Origin of the sequence: Nocardia sp. NPDC101769 (assembly GCF_044766925.1) — a bacterium.
In the GTDB taxonomy this organism is placed as follows: Bacteria; Actinomycetota; Actinomycetes; order Mycobacteriales; family Mycobacteriaceae; genus Nocardia.
Map to the genome: position 1 here is coordinate 79,462 of NZ_JBIWMX010000014.1, position 16,665 is coordinate 96,126.

At 67.9% G+C, this 16,665-nt stretch carries 22 protein-coding genes and 4 pseudogenes; 8 read left to right on the forward strand and 18 right to left on the reverse strand.

Going from position 1 to position 16,665, the window contains the following annotated elements:
* Positions 1-89: 89 nt before the first annotated feature.
* The gene (locus ACIRRA_RS22250; protein WP_402771088.1) at positions 90-962 is read right to left on the reverse strand and encodes a VOC family protein; all 873 of its coding nucleotides are present in this window, start codon (positions 960-962) and stop codon (positions 90-92) included.
* Positions 952-1,194 (reverse strand): hypothetical protein, encoded by a 243-nt coding sequence (locus ACIRRA_RS22255; RefSeq protein ID WP_402771455.1) that lies wholly within the window; start codon positions 1,192-1,194, stop codon positions 952-954. Before ACIRRA_RS22255 ends, ACIRRA_RS22250 begins: the two co-directional genes overlap by 11 nt.
* On the opposite strand from ACIRRA_RS22255, the gene ACIRRA_RS22260 reads away from it, so the two are divergent.
* Positions 1,102-1,572, forward strand: coding sequence for a hypothetical protein (locus ACIRRA_RS22260; protein ID WP_402771436.1), 471 nt, complete (start codon positions 1,102-1,104; stop codon positions 1,570-1,572). The two genes, ACIRRA_RS22255 and ACIRRA_RS22260, sit on opposite strands and share 93 nt — an antisense overlap.
* Here ACIRRA_RS22260 and ACIRRA_RS22265 read toward each other — a convergent pair.
* The 7 genes and pseudogenes from ACIRRA_RS22265 to ACIRRA_RS22295 form a co-directional block, all read right to left on the reverse strand.
* Positions 1,530-2,104: pseudogene (locus tag ACIRRA_RS22265) on the reverse strand (AMP-binding protein); the annotation flags it as partial. The gene ACIRRA_RS22260 and the pseudogene ACIRRA_RS22265 overlap by 43 nt on opposite strands.
* A gap of 13 nt (positions 2,105-2,117) precedes the next feature.
* Positions 2,118-2,863 (reverse strand): annotated as a pseudogene (locus ACIRRA_RS22270) (SDR family NAD(P)-dependent oxidoreductase).
* Between the two features lie 24 nt (positions 2,864-2,887).
* A complete protein-coding gene (locus ACIRRA_RS22275; RefSeq protein ID WP_402771091.1) occupies positions 2,888-3,388 on the reverse strand; it encodes an acyl-CoA dehydrogenase family protein in 501 nt (166 codons plus the stop codon).
* 154 nt (positions 3,389-3,542) lie between these two features.
* Positions 3,543-4,031: pseudogene (locus ACIRRA_RS22280) on the reverse strand (acyl-CoA dehydrogenase family protein); the annotation flags it as partial.
* Positions 4,031-4,636, reverse strand: a pseudogene (locus ACIRRA_RS22285) (enoyl-CoA hydratase-related protein); the annotation flags it as partial. The pseudogenes ACIRRA_RS22285 and ACIRRA_RS22280, both read right to left, overlap by 1 nt.
* 51 nt (positions 4,637-4,687) lie before the next feature.
* Complete coding sequence (locus tag ACIRRA_RS22290; protein WP_402771094.1) at positions 4,688-4,846, reverse strand: hypothetical protein; 159 nt, start codon at positions 4,844-4,846, stop codon at positions 4,688-4,690.
* Between the two features lie 6 nt (positions 4,847-4,852).
* The gene (locus ACIRRA_RS22295) at positions 4,853-5,287 is read right to left on the reverse strand and encodes a DoxX family protein (protein ID WP_402771097.1); all 435 of its coding nucleotides are present in this window, start codon (positions 5,285-5,287) and stop codon (positions 4,853-4,855) included.
* 100 nt (positions 5,288-5,387) lie between these two features.
* Between ACIRRA_RS22295 and ACIRRA_RS22300 the strand changes: the two genes are divergently transcribed.
* The gene (locus ACIRRA_RS22300) at positions 5,388-5,948 is read left to right on the forward strand and encodes a TetR/AcrR family transcriptional regulator (RefSeq protein ID WP_402771100.1); all 561 of its coding nucleotides are present in this window, start codon (positions 5,388-5,390) and stop codon (positions 5,946-5,948) included.
* Between the two features lie 298 nt (positions 5,949-6,246).
* Here the strand turns inward: ACIRRA_RS22300 and ACIRRA_RS22305 are convergent, their stop codons facing one another.
* Complete coding sequence (locus ACIRRA_RS22305) at positions 6,247-6,612, reverse strand: hypothetical protein (protein ID WP_402771103.1); 366 nt, start codon at positions 6,610-6,612, stop codon at positions 6,247-6,249.
* On the reverse strand, positions 6,609-7,073 hold the full coding sequence (locus ACIRRA_RS22310; protein WP_402771106.1) for a helix-turn-helix domain-containing protein: 465 nt from the start codon (positions 7,071-7,073) through the stop codon (positions 6,609-6,611). Before ACIRRA_RS22310 ends, ACIRRA_RS22305 begins: the two co-directional genes overlap by 4 nt.
* A gap of 23 nt (positions 7,074-7,096) precedes the next feature.
* On the opposite strand from ACIRRA_RS22310, the gene ACIRRA_RS22315 reads away from it, so the two are divergent.
* Genes ACIRRA_RS22315 through ACIRRA_RS22325 form a run of 3 tightly spaced genes read left to right on the forward strand, consistent with a single transcriptional unit; the run spans position 7,097 to position 8,773 of the window.
* Entirely contained in the window at positions 7,097-7,435 is a 339-nt protein-coding gene (locus ACIRRA_RS22315) for a hypothetical protein (RefSeq protein ID WP_402771109.1), read from the forward strand.
* Positions 7,407-7,931: a DUF6879 family protein gene (locus tag ACIRRA_RS22320; protein WP_402771111.1), complete on the forward strand. Its 525-nt coding sequence runs from the start codon at positions 7,407-7,409 to the stop codon at positions 7,929-7,931. The genes ACIRRA_RS22315 and ACIRRA_RS22320 overlap by 29 nt, the downstream gene beginning before the upstream one ends.
* A complete protein-coding gene (locus ACIRRA_RS22325; protein WP_402771114.1) occupies positions 7,928-8,773 on the forward strand; it encodes a helix-turn-helix domain-containing protein in 846 nt (281 codons plus the stop codon). Before ACIRRA_RS22320 ends, ACIRRA_RS22325 begins: the two co-directional genes overlap by 4 nt.
* Positions 8,774-8,839: 66 nt before the next feature.
* On the opposite strand, the gene ACIRRA_RS22330 is transcribed toward ACIRRA_RS22325, so the two are convergent.
* The gene (locus tag ACIRRA_RS22330; protein ID WP_402771117.1) at positions 8,840-9,040 is read right to left on the reverse strand and encodes a hypothetical protein; all 201 of its coding nucleotides are present in this window, start codon (positions 9,038-9,040) and stop codon (positions 8,840-8,842) included.
* Between the two features lie 151 nt (positions 9,041-9,191).
* On the opposite strand from ACIRRA_RS22330, the gene ACIRRA_RS22335 reads away from it, so the two are divergent.
* Positions 9,192-10,202, forward strand: coding sequence for a nucleotidyl transferase AbiEii/AbiGii toxin family protein (locus ACIRRA_RS22335; protein ID WP_402771120.1), 1,011 nt, complete (start codon positions 9,192-9,194; stop codon positions 10,200-10,202).
* Positions 10,203-10,413: 211 nt separating this feature from the next.
* Here ACIRRA_RS22335 and ACIRRA_RS22340 read toward each other — a convergent pair whose 3' ends face one another.
* The 4 genes from ACIRRA_RS22340 to ACIRRA_RS22355 form a co-directional block, all read right to left on the reverse strand.
* Positions 10,414-11,064 carry an urease accessory protein UreD gene (locus ACIRRA_RS22340; RefSeq protein WP_402771439.1) on the reverse strand — a complete coding sequence of 217 codons (651 nt, stop codon included), beginning with the start codon at positions 11,062-11,064 and terminating at the stop codon, positions 10,414-10,416.
* Positions 11,054-11,767 (reverse strand): urease accessory protein UreG, encoded by a 714-nt coding sequence (gene ureG / locus ACIRRA_RS22345; protein ID WP_354831895.1) that lies wholly within the window; start codon positions 11,765-11,767, stop codon positions 11,054-11,056. Before ureG ends, ACIRRA_RS22340 begins: the two co-directional genes overlap by 11 nt.
* A 67-nt stretch (positions 11,768-11,834) precedes the next feature.
* Positions 11,835-12,467 carry an urease accessory protein UreF gene (locus tag ACIRRA_RS22350; protein ID WP_402771124.1) on the reverse strand — a complete coding sequence of 211 codons (633 nt, stop codon included), beginning with the start codon at positions 12,465-12,467 and terminating at the stop codon, positions 11,835-11,837.
* 61 nt (positions 12,468-12,528) lie between these two features.
* Positions 12,529-12,756, reverse strand: coding sequence for a hypothetical protein (locus ACIRRA_RS22355; protein ID WP_402771126.1), 228 nt, complete (start codon positions 12,754-12,756; stop codon positions 12,529-12,531).
* 204 nt (positions 12,757-12,960) lie between these two features.
* Between ACIRRA_RS22355 and ACIRRA_RS22360 the strand changes: the two genes are divergently transcribed.
* On the forward strand, positions 12,961-13,938 hold the full coding sequence (locus ACIRRA_RS22360) for a zinc-binding dehydrogenase (protein WP_402771127.1): 978 nt from the start codon (positions 12,961-12,963) through the stop codon (positions 13,936-13,938).
* On the opposite strand, the gene ACIRRA_RS22365 is transcribed toward ACIRRA_RS22360, so the two are convergent.
* Positions 13,927-14,829 carry an SDR family NAD(P)-dependent oxidoreductase gene (locus ACIRRA_RS22365; RefSeq protein WP_402771130.1) on the reverse strand — a complete coding sequence of 301 codons (903 nt, stop codon included), beginning with the start codon at positions 14,827-14,829 and terminating at the stop codon, positions 13,927-13,929. The two genes, ACIRRA_RS22360 and ACIRRA_RS22365, sit on opposite strands and share 12 nt — an antisense overlap.
* Before the next feature lie 112 nt (positions 14,830-14,941).
* Between ACIRRA_RS22365 and ACIRRA_RS22370 the strand changes: the two genes are divergently transcribed.
* Positions 14,942-15,079 (forward strand): hypothetical protein, encoded by a 138-nt coding sequence (locus tag ACIRRA_RS22370; protein ID WP_402771133.1) that lies wholly within the window; start codon positions 14,942-14,944, stop codon positions 15,077-15,079.
* Positions 15,080-15,153: 74 nt separating this feature from the next.
* Here ACIRRA_RS22370 and ACIRRA_RS22375 read toward each other — a convergent pair whose 3' ends face one another.
* Entirely contained in the window at positions 15,154-16,653 is a 1,500-nt protein-coding gene (locus tag ACIRRA_RS22375; protein ID WP_402771135.1) for an MFS transporter, read from the reverse strand.
* Between the last annotated feature and the right edge of the window lie 12 nt (positions 16,654-16,665).

Sequence of the window (16,665 nt, forward strand, 5' to 3'; positions counted from 1 at the left end):
ACCTCTGAGCCGGAATTCGTGGCAGCGGTAGCAGACTCGTGGGAACCGTGACGGTCGGCGAACCGCGGCTGGATCGCACGCTCGAGTAGTCAGGCCGTGAAGAACAGGGCGGCACCGAAGGCATCACGGGCGGAGACGAAGAACCCGTCGGAGGTGCCCCGGGTCGCCGTGCCGCCCGCCTCGACGAGTTCGCGAGCGCGGACAGCGTCGGCGACCCGAATCGTCATCGCAGCCAGATACGAAGCGGCGGGGGCGGGTTCGCCGGGGAGCACTTCCTCGGCGGCGGTGGCACGGACGAGTTCGACTTGGACAGAACCGGCGTCGAGCAGGGTGAGCGGACCCTTCTGGTAAGGGGGCCGGCCCAGGATCAGGGAGTACCTGTCGACGATCCCTTCGAATTCCCGGTCCTCGGCGACGATAAGCACCGCTGCGACACCGAGCGCACCGTTGGCGTGGTCGAGATACCGCGGTTGGTGAACGTATTCGCGGGTGAGATGCTGCGCGAGTCCCAGATGCCCCTCTGGCGTCGAGCGCGGATCGATGTGCACCGCGCGGGCCCGCACGGTGCGGACGCCCAGCTCGGTATCGATGTCGCGCGCCAGATCCAGCACACCCGAGGTGGGCAGCCCGTGCTCGGTCAGCCGGTGATCGGTGGCCGCCGCATCGATGGTCTCGAGATTGAGTATGCGGAATCCCTCGTACTCGTCGGCCATCGACCTGGTATGCCAGGGATCCGGCGCCGTGTCATCGACGATGCCGAGCAATTCGATGTAGGAATCACCGAACAGCGCGCACAGGTTGGCGGTGCATCCGGGCACGGGCGGCTGACCGGGTCCTGCGCTGAGCAGATGCCTCGACCGTGGGCTCAGCGTGAAACCGAGTGCGGTGTAGCGGTGTTCGAGTCCGTCGAGGTTGCGGGTGAGGATGCCGGCGTGGTGCAGACCGTGGATGTCATCTGTCATGACGCCGATCTTTGGTGGGAACCGTACTGGCGTCGATGAAATCGGCGAGCGGCGCCGCAATCCGACACCACCCTATGCTGGCCTGGTGGATCTCGTCATGCTCGACGCCGTCGATCTCGGGCTGCTGCACGCCCTGCAGATCGACGGACGAGCCCCGTTCAGCAGGATCGCCGCGGTCCTCGATATTTCCGACCGCACCGCCGCACGGCGTTTCGCCCGTCTGCGGGCACACGGGCTGCTACGTGTGACCGCCGTGCCGGACAGTCGCCGCCTGGGTCAGGCGGAATGGCTGGTCCGTTTGCGGGTTCACCCGGACAGCGCCCGATCACTCGCGCGGGGCTTGGCGAACCGGCCGGACACCTCGTGGGTGACCGTGCTCTCCGGCGGGGCCGAGGTGAACGCGATCTTCCGAGTCCCCGGCGAACAGACGCCGCCGCTCGAGACCATCGCCCCCATGTGGATGACGCTGGCAGCGGTGATGCCGACCCGCGCGGGCAGCGGATCGTTGGCCGCCAACAACGTGTTGTGCGTGTGCATCACGCCCTTCGGCTCACCGGTGGTACCGGAGGTGAAGATCACCAATGTGATGTCGTTGGGGTCGGGGCGGTAAGTCTCGAGCTCGGCCGCGTCGCGGCGATCTTCCCAGGCCGTGGCCGCGAACTCGTCCCAGCTCGACCCGACGACCAGCACGTGTTCGAGATCCGGCAGCTGCGGACGCAGGCGCTCTGCCATCGCCGGATAGTCGAAACCACGGAATTCCCGCGGCACGACAAGGACTTTCGACCGGGCAGCCCCATCATGAAACCGAGCTCGCGTTCGCGATAGATCGGGATCAGCGGATTGCTGACCGCCCCGATCCGGCAGGCGGCCAGATGGATCGTGATCGACTCGATCCAGTTCGGCAGCTGGTAGGACACCACATCCCCAGGCCGCACACCGAGTTCCAGTAGTCCCAGCGCGCAGCGGTCGACCGATTTCCACAACTTGGCGTAGGTGATACTGCGGCGCGAATCGATGAACGCGGTCTTCTCAGGGGTTCGCCCCACCGCTTTGCGCAGGCATTCGATGATGGTGCGGTTCCGCCAATATCCCTGGCGGGTATAGGTTTCGATCTGCTCGTCGTTGAGGATCGTCTCGAACATGCCGGTCTCCGGGTCAGATCATGGTGAGGCCGCCGCTGACGCTGACGGTCTGGCCGGTGATGAAGGCGGCCTCGTCGGAGGCCAGGAAGGCGACCAGGTTGGCGAGGTCGCCGGGTTGTCCGAGCCGCCGGAACGGAATGGCCCGGGTCAGCGCGTTGCGCAGTTTCGGGTCGTCACCGCCGATCGATGCGAACAGAGCCGTATCGGTGGGTCCGGGACACACCGAATTGACGGTGATCTGGTGCCGGGCGACCTCGCGGGCGATCGACTTGCCGAAGGCGATGACGCCGCCCTTGGTGGCCGAGTACACGGCCTCCCCGGAGGAACCGACGCGGCCGGCGTCAGACGCGATGTTCACCACCGCACCCGCGCCGCGTCCGATCATGTGCGGCAGCACCGCTTTCACCGTGTTGAGGACACCGTAGAGATTGATCCGGATGACCCGGTCCCAGTCGGCCGGGTCGGAATCGACGAACGGACTCGCCTTGTCCCAGCTGGCATTGTTGACCAGCACGTCGATACGCCCGAAGCGGTCGATCACGTGATCGACCATCTGCCGTACCGATTCCGCGTGGTCACGTCGGCCCGCATGCCGACGGCCGGATCACCCAGCGCCGCTGCGGTCTTCGCCGCGCTGTCCGCGTCGATATCGGTGACCACCACCGTCGCGCCCTCCAGGGCGAGCTTCTCGGCGATGCCGCGCCCGATGCCCTGTCCCGCGCCGGTGACGATGATGACCTTGTCGTTCAATTTGCCCATAGGGGTTGTCCTCTCGAAGGTGGCTCAGGGCGCAAAAGCGCGGCCGAGCAGATTCCGGGCGATGACGAGTTTCGACGCCTGCGCGGTGCCGTCACCGATCTCCAGGCCGATCACGTCACGCAACCGCTGGCCGATCGGGCTCTCGGTGGAGTAGCCCAGGTGGCCGAAGGTCAGCAGGCACTGGTGGATGGTGTCGACGGCGAGCTTCGGAGCCCAGAACTTGGCCATCGCGGCCTCGGTACTGTGCTCGAGGCCGTTGTCCTTGCGCCACAACGCCTCATAGCAGAGATGGCGCGCGGCCCGCACATAGGTCGCCTGCTCGGCGAGCGGAAACGCCACGCCCTGGAAGGTTCCGATCGGCCGGCCGAACGCGGCGCGGTCGCGAGCCCATTGCAAGGCCTCGTCCAGAGACGCTTGCGCCGCACCGAGACAGGCGAGCCCGATGATGGCGCGCAAGTAGTCGAATCCCTGCATGACCGAGACGAATCCCTCGCCCTGCGCGCCGATGAGCTGGTCTCCGCGCACCGGCAGACCGTCGAAGTGCAGCGACGCCCGGCCGATGGACCGGCTGCCGAGATCGTCGAACCCCGAGCGTGAGACGTATCTTTCGTCGAGTTCGACACAGAACGCGCTGACCCCGCGCGCCGGGACCGCCGGTCCGGGCCAGCACCAGCGCGGTGTGCGCCGACATGCCGAGGGTGATCGAGGTCTTCTCGCCGCTGATCTGCCACCCGTCGCCGTCCGGCACGGCCTTCGTCTCGAGCGCCGCGGCATCGGTGCCGTGTTCGGGTTCGGTGACGCAGAACGCGGGCAGGACCTCGCCCGACGCGATCGGGGGCAGCCAGGCCGCCTGCTGCTGTTCGGTGGCGTTGCGCGACAGGATGTCACTGATCAGCGCGTTGACCACGATGAGATAGCCCGCGTTGAAGTCGCCGCGCGCGATCTCCTCGGCGGCCAGGCCCGCCACGACCGCGCTCGACTCCTGACCGCCGTGCCGCTCCGGAATGCGTAGTCCGGTCAATCCCATCCTGGCCATGCCGGCGATCAGACCGGGGCGCAGCCGGGCCGCCTTGTCGTCGGATTGGTAATGCGGCGCAAGACTTTTCGCGGTGAATCGGCGTAATTCGTGACCGTAGGCCAGTTCCTCGTCGGAGAATCCGAAGTCCATCAGTAGTGCCAGTCGACGTGGGCGGCGAATTCGGCGGGGCGTTTCTCCGCGAAGGCCGCCGCGCCCTCCCGGCCCTCCGGCGAGGCGGTGAACAGGTCCAGGGCCGTCATGGCCATATTTGACAGACCGGCCTGATGGTCGGTGTCGGCGTTGAAGGACTGCTTCAGGAACCGGATTGCGGTAGGGCTCTTCTCGGCGACCTCGGCGGCCCACGCCTTCGCCGTCGCCATCAACTCCGCGGCCGGTACGACCAGGTTCACCAGACCCATGCGCTCGGCCTCGCCCGCCGAATACAACCGGCACCAGAACCAGATCTCACGGGCCTTCTTCTCACCGACGACACGGGCGAGATAGGCAGAACCGAACCCGGCGTCGAACGAACCGACCCGCGGGCCGGCCTGACCGAACCGGGCGGTGTCCGCGGCGATCGAGACATCGCAGAGCACGTGCAGCACGTGCCCGCCCCCCACCGCCAGACCGTTCACGGCCGCGATCACCGGCTTGGGAATGTCGCGAATCAGCTTGTGCAGGTAGCCGATTTCGAACATGCCGCTCTCGGTCGGCCCATAGTCGCCGGTTTCCGCGCGCTGCTTCACGTCGCCGCCGTCAGGGCCCGGCGAGTACCGACGCATGGGCAACGGGCGAGAGGGCTGCTGTCACCAGCCGCTTTCCGCGATGACGGCTCCGTCCGCGGGAATACCGCGCCAGCCGTCGGTCTCGTACCGCACCTCGGCCGAGCAGGTGACCGCACCGCGCACGGTGTCCCAGGTCAGCACGGCCGTGCGCGTATCAGCGGAGAAGACAGGGGCTCTCACCCGGAGTCAGAGGGCCGCGACGACACAGGCACCGATGAAGACAACCTGCACCAGCGTGCGGAGTGGCAGTGGCATGGACTGGATCCCCTCGCCGGTGCGCGCGGCGCGGACATTCGCGGGGAAGATCGCCACCAGCAGGATCGCCAGGCCGACCGCGGCCGCCGGGGCGAGCAAGGGGATGAGAAGGCCGACAGCGCCCAGGATTTCGAGTACGCCGGTGAAAGTGACCACAGCACTCGCGTTGGCGAACACCGGCGGGACCATGGCGATCAGGGCATCGCGGCGGGGTTGCAGGAAATGGGCGCTGGCGCCGAGCAGGAACATGATGGCCAGGCCGCATCGAGCGGCGTGCGGCCACGAGTCGAGCCAGGTGGACCAGCCCAGCCGGCCCGCGAATCGAGTTGCGGCGGTGACGAGAACGAAAGCGATGGTCGGCGCCATGACGGGCTCCTGAAGCGGGCCGAGGTGAAACTTGACAGTGGCTAGATTAGGCAGGACCGCGAAACTTGTCAATGGCAAGATATTGGTCGATCCTTACTGCATGTCCAAGAGCGCCTACCACCACGGCGATCTGAAGGCCACGCTGCTCGCGGCGGCCGCCGACCAGGTCGCGAACGACGGTGTCGACTCGATATCGCTCCGCGCCCTGGCCCAGCGCGTCGGCGTCTCACACGCGGCGCCCGCCCATCATTTCGGAAACCGCCAGGGCCTGTTCACCGAACTCGCCATCGAGGGGTACGGCCTGCTCGAACAGGAACTACACTCCGCCGCAGGCAATTTCCGCGAGATGGCGGTCGCCTACATCCGATTCATGCTGCAGCACCCCGGTCATTTCGACGTCATGTTCCGAACCGATCTCCTGGCCGCGGATGACGAACGCCTGATCGCGGCACGCGAGGGATCGGGACGCGAATTACGCACCGGTGTCACAGAATTGGACAACCCCGTAGCGGACTCGAGGGCAACCCAGCTCGCCGCCTGGTCCCTGGTACACGGCTTCGCCGCGCTCTGGCGCGCAGGCGCGCTCACCCAGAGCGAACTCGGCGCAGAGAACCCCGAGGAACTGGCCCGCTACATGGTCGCGGCCGTCGACCTCAGATAGACGGTCCACGAGATCACCGCCACAGCACCGGGTCGCCGACCCCCGCCTCGGACCCAATCGGCTCCACGAGGCTGCCTCGCCCGGACTTGGACGGGCGCAGTGTTGGCCAGCGCGGTCGCCGTACTGGCGGGCGGCGAGCTGGGCGCAGCTCGTCGGCGGTTCCGCAACTGACGAGCAGCAGAGCGGAAACGTGAACGGAAGTGCGCCAGGGGCTCTCATCCGGTCCGCTCGGTGAACGTGCGGCGAGAGTTCAGCAACGCTGCCGCGGGTCTATGCATGCGGACAATTCGGGCACGTATTATCCGCTGACGTTCTGAGCCTTGTAGTTCACGACGAGCAGCGAGCCCTCGGGCCCGGGGTCGTCCTCGGTCCGGATCGTGTGCCACTCGCCTTCGGTGAGGCAGTACACATCGCAGTGCGTCACGAGCACGGCGATGTCCTCGCCGCTCAGGTGTCCTACACCGGGTAGAAAGACTGCGTCGGCATCCTCTCGGATGATCCGATTGACCATTTGTACATAGTTGCCTTCGCGGTGTGCATCGGCGAAGAACGTCGCTGCCCATGTGAAGCCGAGGCGAATGGCCTCGCGCTCCATCTCGGCCTCATGCGTGCGGACGTGTTCACCGGAGGTAGACCGGAGGATGAATCCGATCGCTCGCATCATCGTGGCACCCCTGTGTATTCCTGATATCCCGCTCGGCAGATCGTGAGTCGGCCACGGTCGGTCGAGCGCCATCGCGCCGGACCTTGCACAGTCGCAACCGCAAGGCCGGTCCGCACCAGGCGGAGCAGCGCGCGGCGGATCGATGTCTCGGGCAGCCCTGTTTCGCGGCTGAGCTCCCGCACGGTGAGTGCACTCTCGACGCTCGAAATACGAAGTGCGCCAAGAACTCTTGCTTCGGGCTCGGTTAAGGCCATGGTCGTCCCCGTTGTCTCGTCGTCCTCGTTGCCTGGGCGGCGGCTCGGGACCGCGACGACGAGCACCGGCCCCAAGCGCCTACCGCGACGGTAGGAGTCGGGCGCAGGCCCCGGCGAGGAGTTTGCAAGAACTTGGAAGAATTCCCCAAGAGCTAACCAGGTTCTTGCACACGGCGGATGATGGGAATGCGTGGGAACACCGCGCATTCAACAATTGAGGGAGCCGAATCATGCGGCTGACATTCCTTGGCAAGGGCGGGTCCGGAGATCGTGATTGCCCGACCCTGTACGCCACCGACCACGACAGTTTTCTCGTCCAGGGCTGGAAGACCGACCGAACCGACACGATCGAAATCCCGCATCTACTGCCAGGTTTCGCGGACCCCGATACGTTCATCGGTGCGACCATGACCGACACCGGGCGCGGCACGTTCACGGTGTCGGGCCGACCGATCACCGACGCCGAAACGCTGTGCCAGCTCGCCTTGGCAGCCGATGAGACCGCGGTCGAGGTGCCGAAGCGAGAGAGGACGTTCTACGGTGTTGATAGTCCACGGACCCACCGGTGATGATCTGTTCCGTGAAGCGCAGCGCGAGGCCTTTCACCTCGAGGTGCGCGATACGTACGCGGTCGCGTCGGAATCCGAAGGGCTGAGACGATTTTTGGCAGGTGAGCCCGCTGCGACCGACTACGACGAGCGGCCGTGGGCGCAGTTCATGCGGGATACAACCGGCCGCGGCGTCGCGGTGCGTAGGGTGCGAGTCGTGACCGTCCCGCACTCGGATTATCAGCGGTGGTTGCTGTCGATCACCGGCAGCAATATCGCCGTCGGCGAAGACATCCGGTACGTCCCGCGGCATCTCGCCGGAGATATCCCGCCGGATGACTGGTGGTTGTTCGACGACGTACTCGTCGCGTACAACCTCGTCGACGACGACGGTCGACCCGCCGGAATGGCGATAACCAGCGACGTGAACATCGCGGCGTACTGCCGCGGTGTGCGGGACCGGCTCTGGTCCATCGCGACGCCGTATGCCGAGTACGTCGACTCCGTCCTCCGGTGACGAACGCTGCCCAGGACGCCCGGGAAGCCCTCGGCCAATGTTTGCGCGAGATCAGGCGCAGGGCAGGGCTTTCCGGACGTCAGCTCGCCAAGCTGGCGGGCTGGCACGAGTCCAAGGTGTCCAAGCTCGAGTACGGCAAATTGCGCGTGTCCGACGCCGACGTACGCGCCTACTGCACGCACGCCCACGCCGAGGACCAGCTCGACGACCTGCTCGCCACGCTGCACAACATCGACGCCGCGTACATGGAAATGCGGCGCTTGCTCAGCGGCGGCACTGGGCGCAGCCAAGATGTATTGGTCCGGCTCGCCGAACGGACCAGACTCACCCGCATCTATCAAAACGTGCTTGTCCCGGGCATATTGCAGACACCGGAGTACGCACGGGCAATCCTGGAACGGTCCATCACCCGGCACGGATTGACCGACGACATCGACGCCGGCGTCGCCAAACGCATGGAACGTCAGCAGTTTCTCTACCACGGCGACCGGCGGTTTCATATCCTGCTGGCCGAGCAGGCCCTCCTGACCACCATCGGCGACGACTCCGTGATGATCGGACAACTCGATCGCCTGCTCGTCGCGATCGGACTGCCCCGGGTCACCGTCGGAATCGTCCCCGCAACCGCTGAGATTCCGCAGCAAACAACGAATTTCGTCATGTTCGACGACCGCATGATTACTGTCGAGACCATCACGGCCGAGCTGACGATCACCCAACCACGCGAGATCACAGTGTATGGACACACATTCGACATGCTCGCCGAGCTCTCGATCACCGGCGACGCAGCACGCGCGCTCGTTCTCGCCGCGGTCCAACGCCGCCACGCCGTCGGTCAGTAGCGGTCATCTCGGTTGTGGCCTCGCCGCGGGACCTGGGACCGAATCGAACAGCTCATCCGACATCTGCTATCCGGCCACGGCATCCTGGTCGCCGTGTACGACCTGGAATGACTTCGACTTCATGGGCGTCTGCTCGCGGTTTCCGCGAGTGATCTTCGTGCTGTAGTGCATCACCTCCTCGCTGATTCCAGCCACCTGTATTTCGGAGGCGACACCGGCTATTTCGTCGACATGCTCCAGAGCCGAGCGCCCCCGCTGGGCGCGCATCGGTATCGCCGGGGCGCTCCTCCTCGCCGTCTACGTCGTGCGCACGCTACGGCGGTCCGCGCGTCGGCCGGAGATCGCCGACGCGGACTGGAGCCCACCGGTCCGGGTGACGAAATCGACTGTGTCACACCCCTGTTCTAGCGTCAGGGAGGTGGAGAGGATACCGCGGTTCCGGGCCGCTCATCGGGCGGCGCTGGATCACATGCTGGCGCTGATCGCCGAATCACCGTGGGGCCGGGGCCTGGTGTTGCGCGGGAGTATCACCATGGCCGCGTGGGTCGGCGACAAGGCGAGGCCGCCGGCCGATCTGGACTGGATCGTCCCCGACCCGACCGATATCGCCTTCGCCGATCCGGCCGACCCGTTCCCCTACGTCGAGGACCTGTCCTGGGTGCAGCACTGGCCCGAGGCCGTGTTCGGAGCGGTGACCGACGAGATGTGGGAGGACGAGCAGCTCGAGTCCTTCGGGCTACGCCCGATCCTGCCGCCGGAGGGGCTGCACTGGGTGGACCCGGTCGATTACAGCGAGAACCACACCTGGAGTCCCCTGCTGGACAACCTGATCGAGACGATCCGGCAGCGGCCGGCGGCCCAGGCAGGTGTGGTCCTGAATGCCGACGGTATCGAGGGCGGTGCGGACGGGAGCTACGCCTTCGACTACTACGACACCCCCGGCCTCCGAGTGCGGGTGCCCTGGTACACGACCGGCCCCGACGCGATGGCAGGCGAGGTCCAATTGGATTTCGCCGCAGACCAATCCCTTCCCGACTCCCCCGTCTGGACCCTCGTGCCACGCGGTGACGGCAGCGCCCCCATCCCCTGCGCCACGGCCAGCCCGGAACTGTCCCTGGCATGGAAACTCCTGTGGCTGTTCACCGAATCGAGCACAACGTCGGATTCCGCCGGAATCCGCGAAGGCGGCGCCGGCAAGGATCTCTACGACGCCGTACACCTCGCCGAGTCCCCACGCATCCGGCTCACCCGGCCGCTGCTGCGCAGAGCACTCGGCGAAGCGGCCGACGATTTCGAGGCCGACGACATCCTCACCTGGCGCGTGCAATGGGACGCGTTCTTGGAGAACCATCCGAACGTCACCGGCAGCCTGCAAGAATGGCTCGAACGGCTCGCCCCGGCCGTCCGACGTATTTCGTTGCGCCCGTAGGCATCATGCTGAGGTTCGGCTACCGGGAATCCGGGATCACGCAGAGTCGTACCGTGACCCGGCGTCAGCGACCGAGCCCGGGCTGCGGGGCCTGGACGGCACCGACGATGGACTCGACCTCGTCTCGAATCGCGTGCAGAGCGCGATTCCGGAAACCGATCCACTCACGGATACATCGACGAAGAGTTGTCTCCGAGAACGGAATTGCAAGTCAGCGGGTCAGCAGGCGACCCGTTCGAGTGAACAGGGTGCCGCCTGCGGCGAGGGGTAGGAGTGAAGCATCCAGGCCGGTGGTGTCGGCTGGGCGGTCGTCGGGGTAGGTGAGCATGCTTTCCAGTGCGCGCGGGGCCGAGAGGGTGTCGTCGGTGGTGGTGTCGGCGCCGAGTTCGAGGCGGTGGCGCAGGAGTGGGGTGGCGCCGATGTCGGCGGTGAGCTCGCCACTCCAGTAGCCGTGGTCCTCGCCGGTGCGGCCGATCTGGATGCGTTCCCGAATACGCAGGCGCGCACCCTCTTCCAGCCGGATGGTGGTGAAGGTGTCGTGCTCGGCGCCGCCGGCGACCACCGTCGGTTCGGGGTCGACATCGAGTTCGCCGCCGGCGGCCACGTCGAAGCGCCAGTGCGCCACGGACTTCCGGGTCTCGCGCCCGGGCAGCGCGATGGTGGCGGCCACCGACCGGACCGTCAGCCGTGCGCCCTCACCGACCGAGACGACGATGTCCAGCACGTCGCCGCCCAACGGTGTGGCGGCGGTGCCGATGACGTGCACCGTGTCGATACCGGTGTGGCGCGCCGTCAGGCCGCCGACCGCGTGGATGTGCGGCAGCGTCCCGGCGGTCGCGGTGATGCGGAGCTCAGTGCGAATGGGCACTGCCCGCCGCCGCATCCTGCTCGGCGGCCACGCGCAGCTGTTCGCGCACCCAGGCCAGGACCGGTGTCGCGGCCGGGTCCTCGGTGAGGGAGGTGAACACGAACGGCCGGCCCTCGCGCACCTTGGTCGAATCCCGGTCCATGACAGCCAGATCCGCGCCGACCATGGGGGCCAGGTCGGTCTTGTTGATGACCAGTAGATCCGACCAGGTCACACCCGGTCCGCCCTTGCGCGGCACCTTGTCGCCGCCGGCCACGTCGACCACGAAGATCTGCGCGTCGATCAGGCCGGAGGAGAAGGTCGCGGTCAGATTGTCGCCGCCCGATTCGACCAGGATCAGATCCAGCGGCGGGTTCGCCTCGATCAGGTCGTCGATGGCGTCCAGGTTCGCGGTGATGTCGTCACGGATCGCGGTGTGCGGGCAGCCGCCGGTCTGGACCGCGGTGATCCGCTCGTCGGGCAGCACCGCGTGCCGCCGCAGGAAGTCCGCGTCCTCGGTGGTGTAGATGTCATTGGTCAGCACGGCCAGCGACAGCTCGTCTCGCAGCTGCCGGCACAGGGCCGCGGTCAGCGCCGTCTTCCCGGACCCGACGGGCCCGCCGATCCCGATCCGCAGCGGCTCCCCCGGCGTCCGCTCCCGCTTGGGCCGGTCGTGGCTGTGGTCGTGCGGTTCCCCATCGATGAGGTGAGGTGGCATGTGCGGCTCCTTTCACCCCCATCCTTGCCCAGCCACGTAAACCGGTTGTTACCAACCCGGCGACCGGCTAGGACGCGAACAGCGGCATGTCCCGCCGCAGGTGCCGCTCGGCGAGCACGTCCTGCAGCGGGTCGGAGAGCGCGGCAAGCGATTTCGCCGCCTGCCGCGCGGTGGCGTCGCACAGCTCGGCGAGCCGGACCGTGCAGGCGGCGACCGCGGCGGGATCGAGGGCCAGCAAGCGCTGCGCGGCCGTCGCGGCCCCGGTCATGGTGGTGTAGACGGTGACGGCGGCGATGTCCTCCGGTGCGGCATCGCACACCGTGCCGACCACCCCGAACACCGTGGACAGATGCGGCCGAGCGCCGAGCGCCCGCCAATCGGCCTGCGGCCAGACCTGTTTGGCCAGCCGCAGCAGCCCCCGCCCCTGGGCCCGCGACGCCGTGCGCGCCGACGGCGACGGCGTCCGCGCGTCGGCCTCGAGCTCGGCGCGCCCCGGTTCGAGGGTCCCCGCGCAGACGGCGGCCGCCAGCGAGGCCGCCACCAGCCCGGAGGTGCGGACGCGTCGCCGCAGATAGAGCTCGACGCTCGGGACGTCACGCAGCAGACCCGAGGCGACCGCCTCCTCGACTCCGCCCGAATGCACGTGCCCGCCGATCGGCAGCCGGGAATCGGCGAGCGTGAGAAGGGTGGCCAGGCTCATCGCCGCACGTCCGGATATCGCATGGCCCGATCCTAGGCCGTGCCCGGCCGCGTCCTCCCGGCTAGGTGAGCAGGCAGGGCAGCGAGGCCGAGATGCTCTTCAGGGCGCAGGTGAAGGAATTGAGCGTGCCCGCGGAACCGGTCTCGGGGACCAGCCCGGCGACCGGGTTCACCGCGGCCGGTTCGGGGGCGGCGGGTTGCAGCGACAGCGGAGCGGCCAGGGCCGGGGCCGCGCCGAGTCCGGAGCCGATGGCCGCGATCGCACAGGCTTTCAGCACACCGGTTTTCATGAATCGTCCTCTCTCACAGCAAGCTCACAGGAAGCAGAGCGCAGCGAGACTAACCCAAAACCCGTGAGTGTGAAGGCAATTCGTTTCAAACTGCGGGGCGAATTCAGCGCTGCGGTCGGCCTACCCCGGAAAGGAAACTTGACCTGAACGAATGTTCAGGTTGCAGGCTTGGTGGCACGTTCATTGCCGAGACCAGGAGTTGCCATGCGCGCCATCCGTCTTCACGAGTTCGGACCTGCGAAGAATCTGCGGTACGAGACGGTCCCCGACCCCGAGCCCGGTCCCGGCCAGGTGCGGATCGCGGTCCGCGCGGCGGGGGTGCATCTGCTGGATACCGCACTGCGGCAGGGCTTCTCGGGATCGCCGATGCCGATGCCGGAACTGCCGACCATCCCCGGCCGGGAGGTGGCGGGGAGGGTGGACCGGGTGGGTCCCGGAGTGGACGACAGCTGGCTGGGCCGCGCGGTCGTCGCCCACATCGGGCAGGCGCCGGGCGGATACGCGGAACTCACCGTGACCGAAGCCGAAAGGCTGCACGCGATTCCGGACGGCGTCGATGCCGGGGCCGCGGTCGCGATGATCGGCACCGGGCGCACCACGCTCGGGATTCTCGGCTTCGCCGAGGTCAGCGCCGAGACCGTGGCCATCGTGCCGTCCGCGGCGGGCGGTATCGGCACCCTGCTGGTGCAGTACCTGGCCGCGGCGGGGGCAACCGTCATCGGGCTCGCGGGCGGCAAGGCGAAGGCCGATCTGGTGTACGAGAACGGCGCGGATCTGGCGCTGGACTACCTGGATCCGTCATGGCCGGACGTGGTGCGCGCCCGCTACGGCGACCGCCCGGCCACCCTGCTGTTCGACGGTGTCGGCGGCGAGATCGCCCGCACCGCGGTCGATCTGCTCGGCGTGGGCGGCGTGCGCCTGGTGTTCGGCTGGTCCGGTGGACAGGTCGACCTCGACGAGCCCGCCCTCACCGCGCGCGGCATCACCTCGCAGGTCGTGCTCGGTCCGCCCATGCTGGAACGCGCGGGCGGCCTGCGTGCCTTGGAGACTCGCGCGCTGGCCGAGGCCGCGGCGGGTCGTCTGCGCCCGGCCGTCCAGCCCTTCCCGCTCGCGCAGGCCGCCGCCGCGCACCGGGCCCTGGAGTCCCGCGCGACCAGCGGAAAGGTGGTGCTACTCCCCTGACCAGCGACCCATGCTGCGCTCCATGAACCGTTGCGCGGCCCCGCGCCGCAGATCCGACAACGCCTGCACCGGACCGGTCCACCAGGGCGAGATCTCCAGCGGCCGCGCCACCACGGCATGGCAGATGAGATTGGCCGCCTCGTCGGCGGTGAGCCCGGGCACGCCGGAGAAATCGGTGGGCGCGCTCATGCGGGTGTGCACCAGCGGCATGTACACCGAGGTGGTGGTGACACCGTCGGCGGCGATCTCGGTCGCCACGGTGCGCAACCAGATGTCGAAGGCGCCCTTGGACGCACCGTAGGCCGACCATCGCGGCGCGGGCGGCATGCGCAGTCCCCAGGTGGAGATGTTCACGATGTGACCGCGCCGGCGCTGGCGCATGCTCGGCAGCAGGGTCAGCAGCAGCCGCACGGGTCCGAGGTAGTTGACGTCGATGGTGCGGGTGAAATCGTGGAACCGGTCATAGGATTCGTCGATCGGGCGGCGAATCGAGCGGCCCGCGTTGTTGATCATCACGTCGACCCGGCCGTGCTCGGCCAGCACTCGCTGCCCCAGGGCCTCGACGGCATCGAATTCGGTGATGTCCGACTGATACACGTGCGCCGTCCCGCCCGCTTCCCCGATCTCGGCGGCGACCTGTTCGAGAGCCTCCAGCGACCGCGCCACCAGCAGCACCGTCGCGCCCGCGGCCGCCAGTTTCCGCGCGGCCGCCTTGCCGATGCCGTGCGACGCGCCGGTCACCAGGATGACCTCGCCGGACACGGCCTCGCGCAGCACTTTCTCACGCGGCCGTGAGGTCGGATAGAAGATTCTGGTCGCCACGCGTTCCGCCAGCGGACGTCCGTTCGCCCCGGCCGGTCGCGCACTGTTCGGAGCGTCTTGCTCAGCCACGCTTCCGAGCCTAACCGGCGGACCGGTATGTGATCGGGAACTGAGTGGAAATACCCTGGGCGCAGCCCACTTTCCGGCACCGGGATGGGAGGCGGTCTGCGGGGAACCCGTCATGTCGCATCGAGCGCCGGAAGAGCCGACGCCGGAACACGTCTCGATCCCGGATTGGATCGCACGCGGCATCGTGCTGGTGCTGTCCGTGCCGCCGCGTCTGGTGTGGGAGGCGCTCGAGCGGGAGCCACCACCGTGATGCGGACGACAGTGGTGGCCACCCGCCGGCCGAACAGCACGCATCGCCGAGGTGTGGACCACGCGGTTCGGCGGCTAGTGCGCGGAACCGCCCGGCACCGCACCGCTGGTCGTGGTGGCGCCGGACTTGGCGAAGAACGCCACCACCGCCATGGCGGCCAGCAGCACCGCACCGGTGGTGGTCGCCACGTGCATGCCGGTCACGAAGGATTCGCGGGCCGACTCGACCAGGGCGGCATTGTCACCGGCCTGGGCGACGGTCTCGCCCAGCGTCGGCCCGAAGTCCCCGCCGGAGCGGAACACCAGGGCCGCCAGCGATCCCAGCAGCGCAAGGCCCAGCCCGTTGCCGAGTTCGAAGCTGGTCTCGGAGATGCCGACCGCCGATCCGGCCCGCTCGGGCGGCACCGACGACACCGCCACATCCGACACCAGCGTGAACGCGATGCCGAAGCCCGCGCCCGCGACCACGGAACCGGCGATGTACCAGCCGATCCCGCCGTCCACGCCGACCCCGAGCAGCATGAGGTTGCCCAGGGACGCCATGCTCAGCGCCAGCACGAAGGTGGTCTTGGTGCCGAACCTGCGCCCGATCCGCGCGCCGCTCATCGAGAACACGAACACCACCACGGCCCCCGGAATCCCGAGCAGCGCCGACTGCAACGCGTCGCGGCCGGTCACCGACTGCAGATATATGCTGGTCAGGTAGCTCATGCCGGCCAGCGCCAGCATGCAGACCGTGCTGGACCCGATGGCCACCGAGAACAGCCCGCGCCGGAACAGGCTCAGATCCAGCAGCGGCTCGTCCAGCGTGCGCTGCCGCCGGATGAACGCGGTCAGCAGCAGCACGCCGAAGATCCCGATGCCGGCGGCCGGCAGGTCGAATCCCTCGGCCGCGCAATGCTTGACGGCGTACACGAGCGGCAGGATGCCGCCGATGGACAGCAGCACGCTCACCCAGTCCAGGCGTCCACGCCCGGCGTCCCGGTGCTCGGGCAGCAGCAGCGGACCGAAGACCAGGAGCACCAGCAGCACCGGGGTATTGATGAGGAACACCGAGCCCCACCAGAAGTGGTGCAGCAGGATGCCGCCGATGATGGGCCCGACCGCCGACCCGCCCGCGAAGAACGCGGTCCAGACGCCGATGGCGGTGGCGCGCGCCCGATCGTTCGGGAACAGCGTCGAGATCAGTGCCAGGCTGGACGGCAGCAGTGTCGCGCCGCCGATGCCCATGAGCGCCCGCGCCGCGATGAGCACGCCCGCGCTGGGTGCGAAAGCGGCCAGCGCCGAGGCGATTCCGAAGACCGTGGCGCCGGCGAGCAGAATGTTGCGGCGCCCGATGCGGTCGCCCAGATTGCCCATGGTGATGAGCAGTCCGGCGATCATGAACCCGTAGATGTCGAGGATCCAGAGCTGCTGTGTCGCGGAGGGATCCAGGCTCCGGGTGAGGGTCGGCATGGCCAGGTAGAGCACCGACATGTCCATCGACACCAGCAGCACCGGCAGCAGCAGAACCGCCAGGCCCGCCCAGGCGCGGCGCGGCGTCTTCACGTCGGGACGCGCGAGGGTACTCGTCATGACCTATCCTTC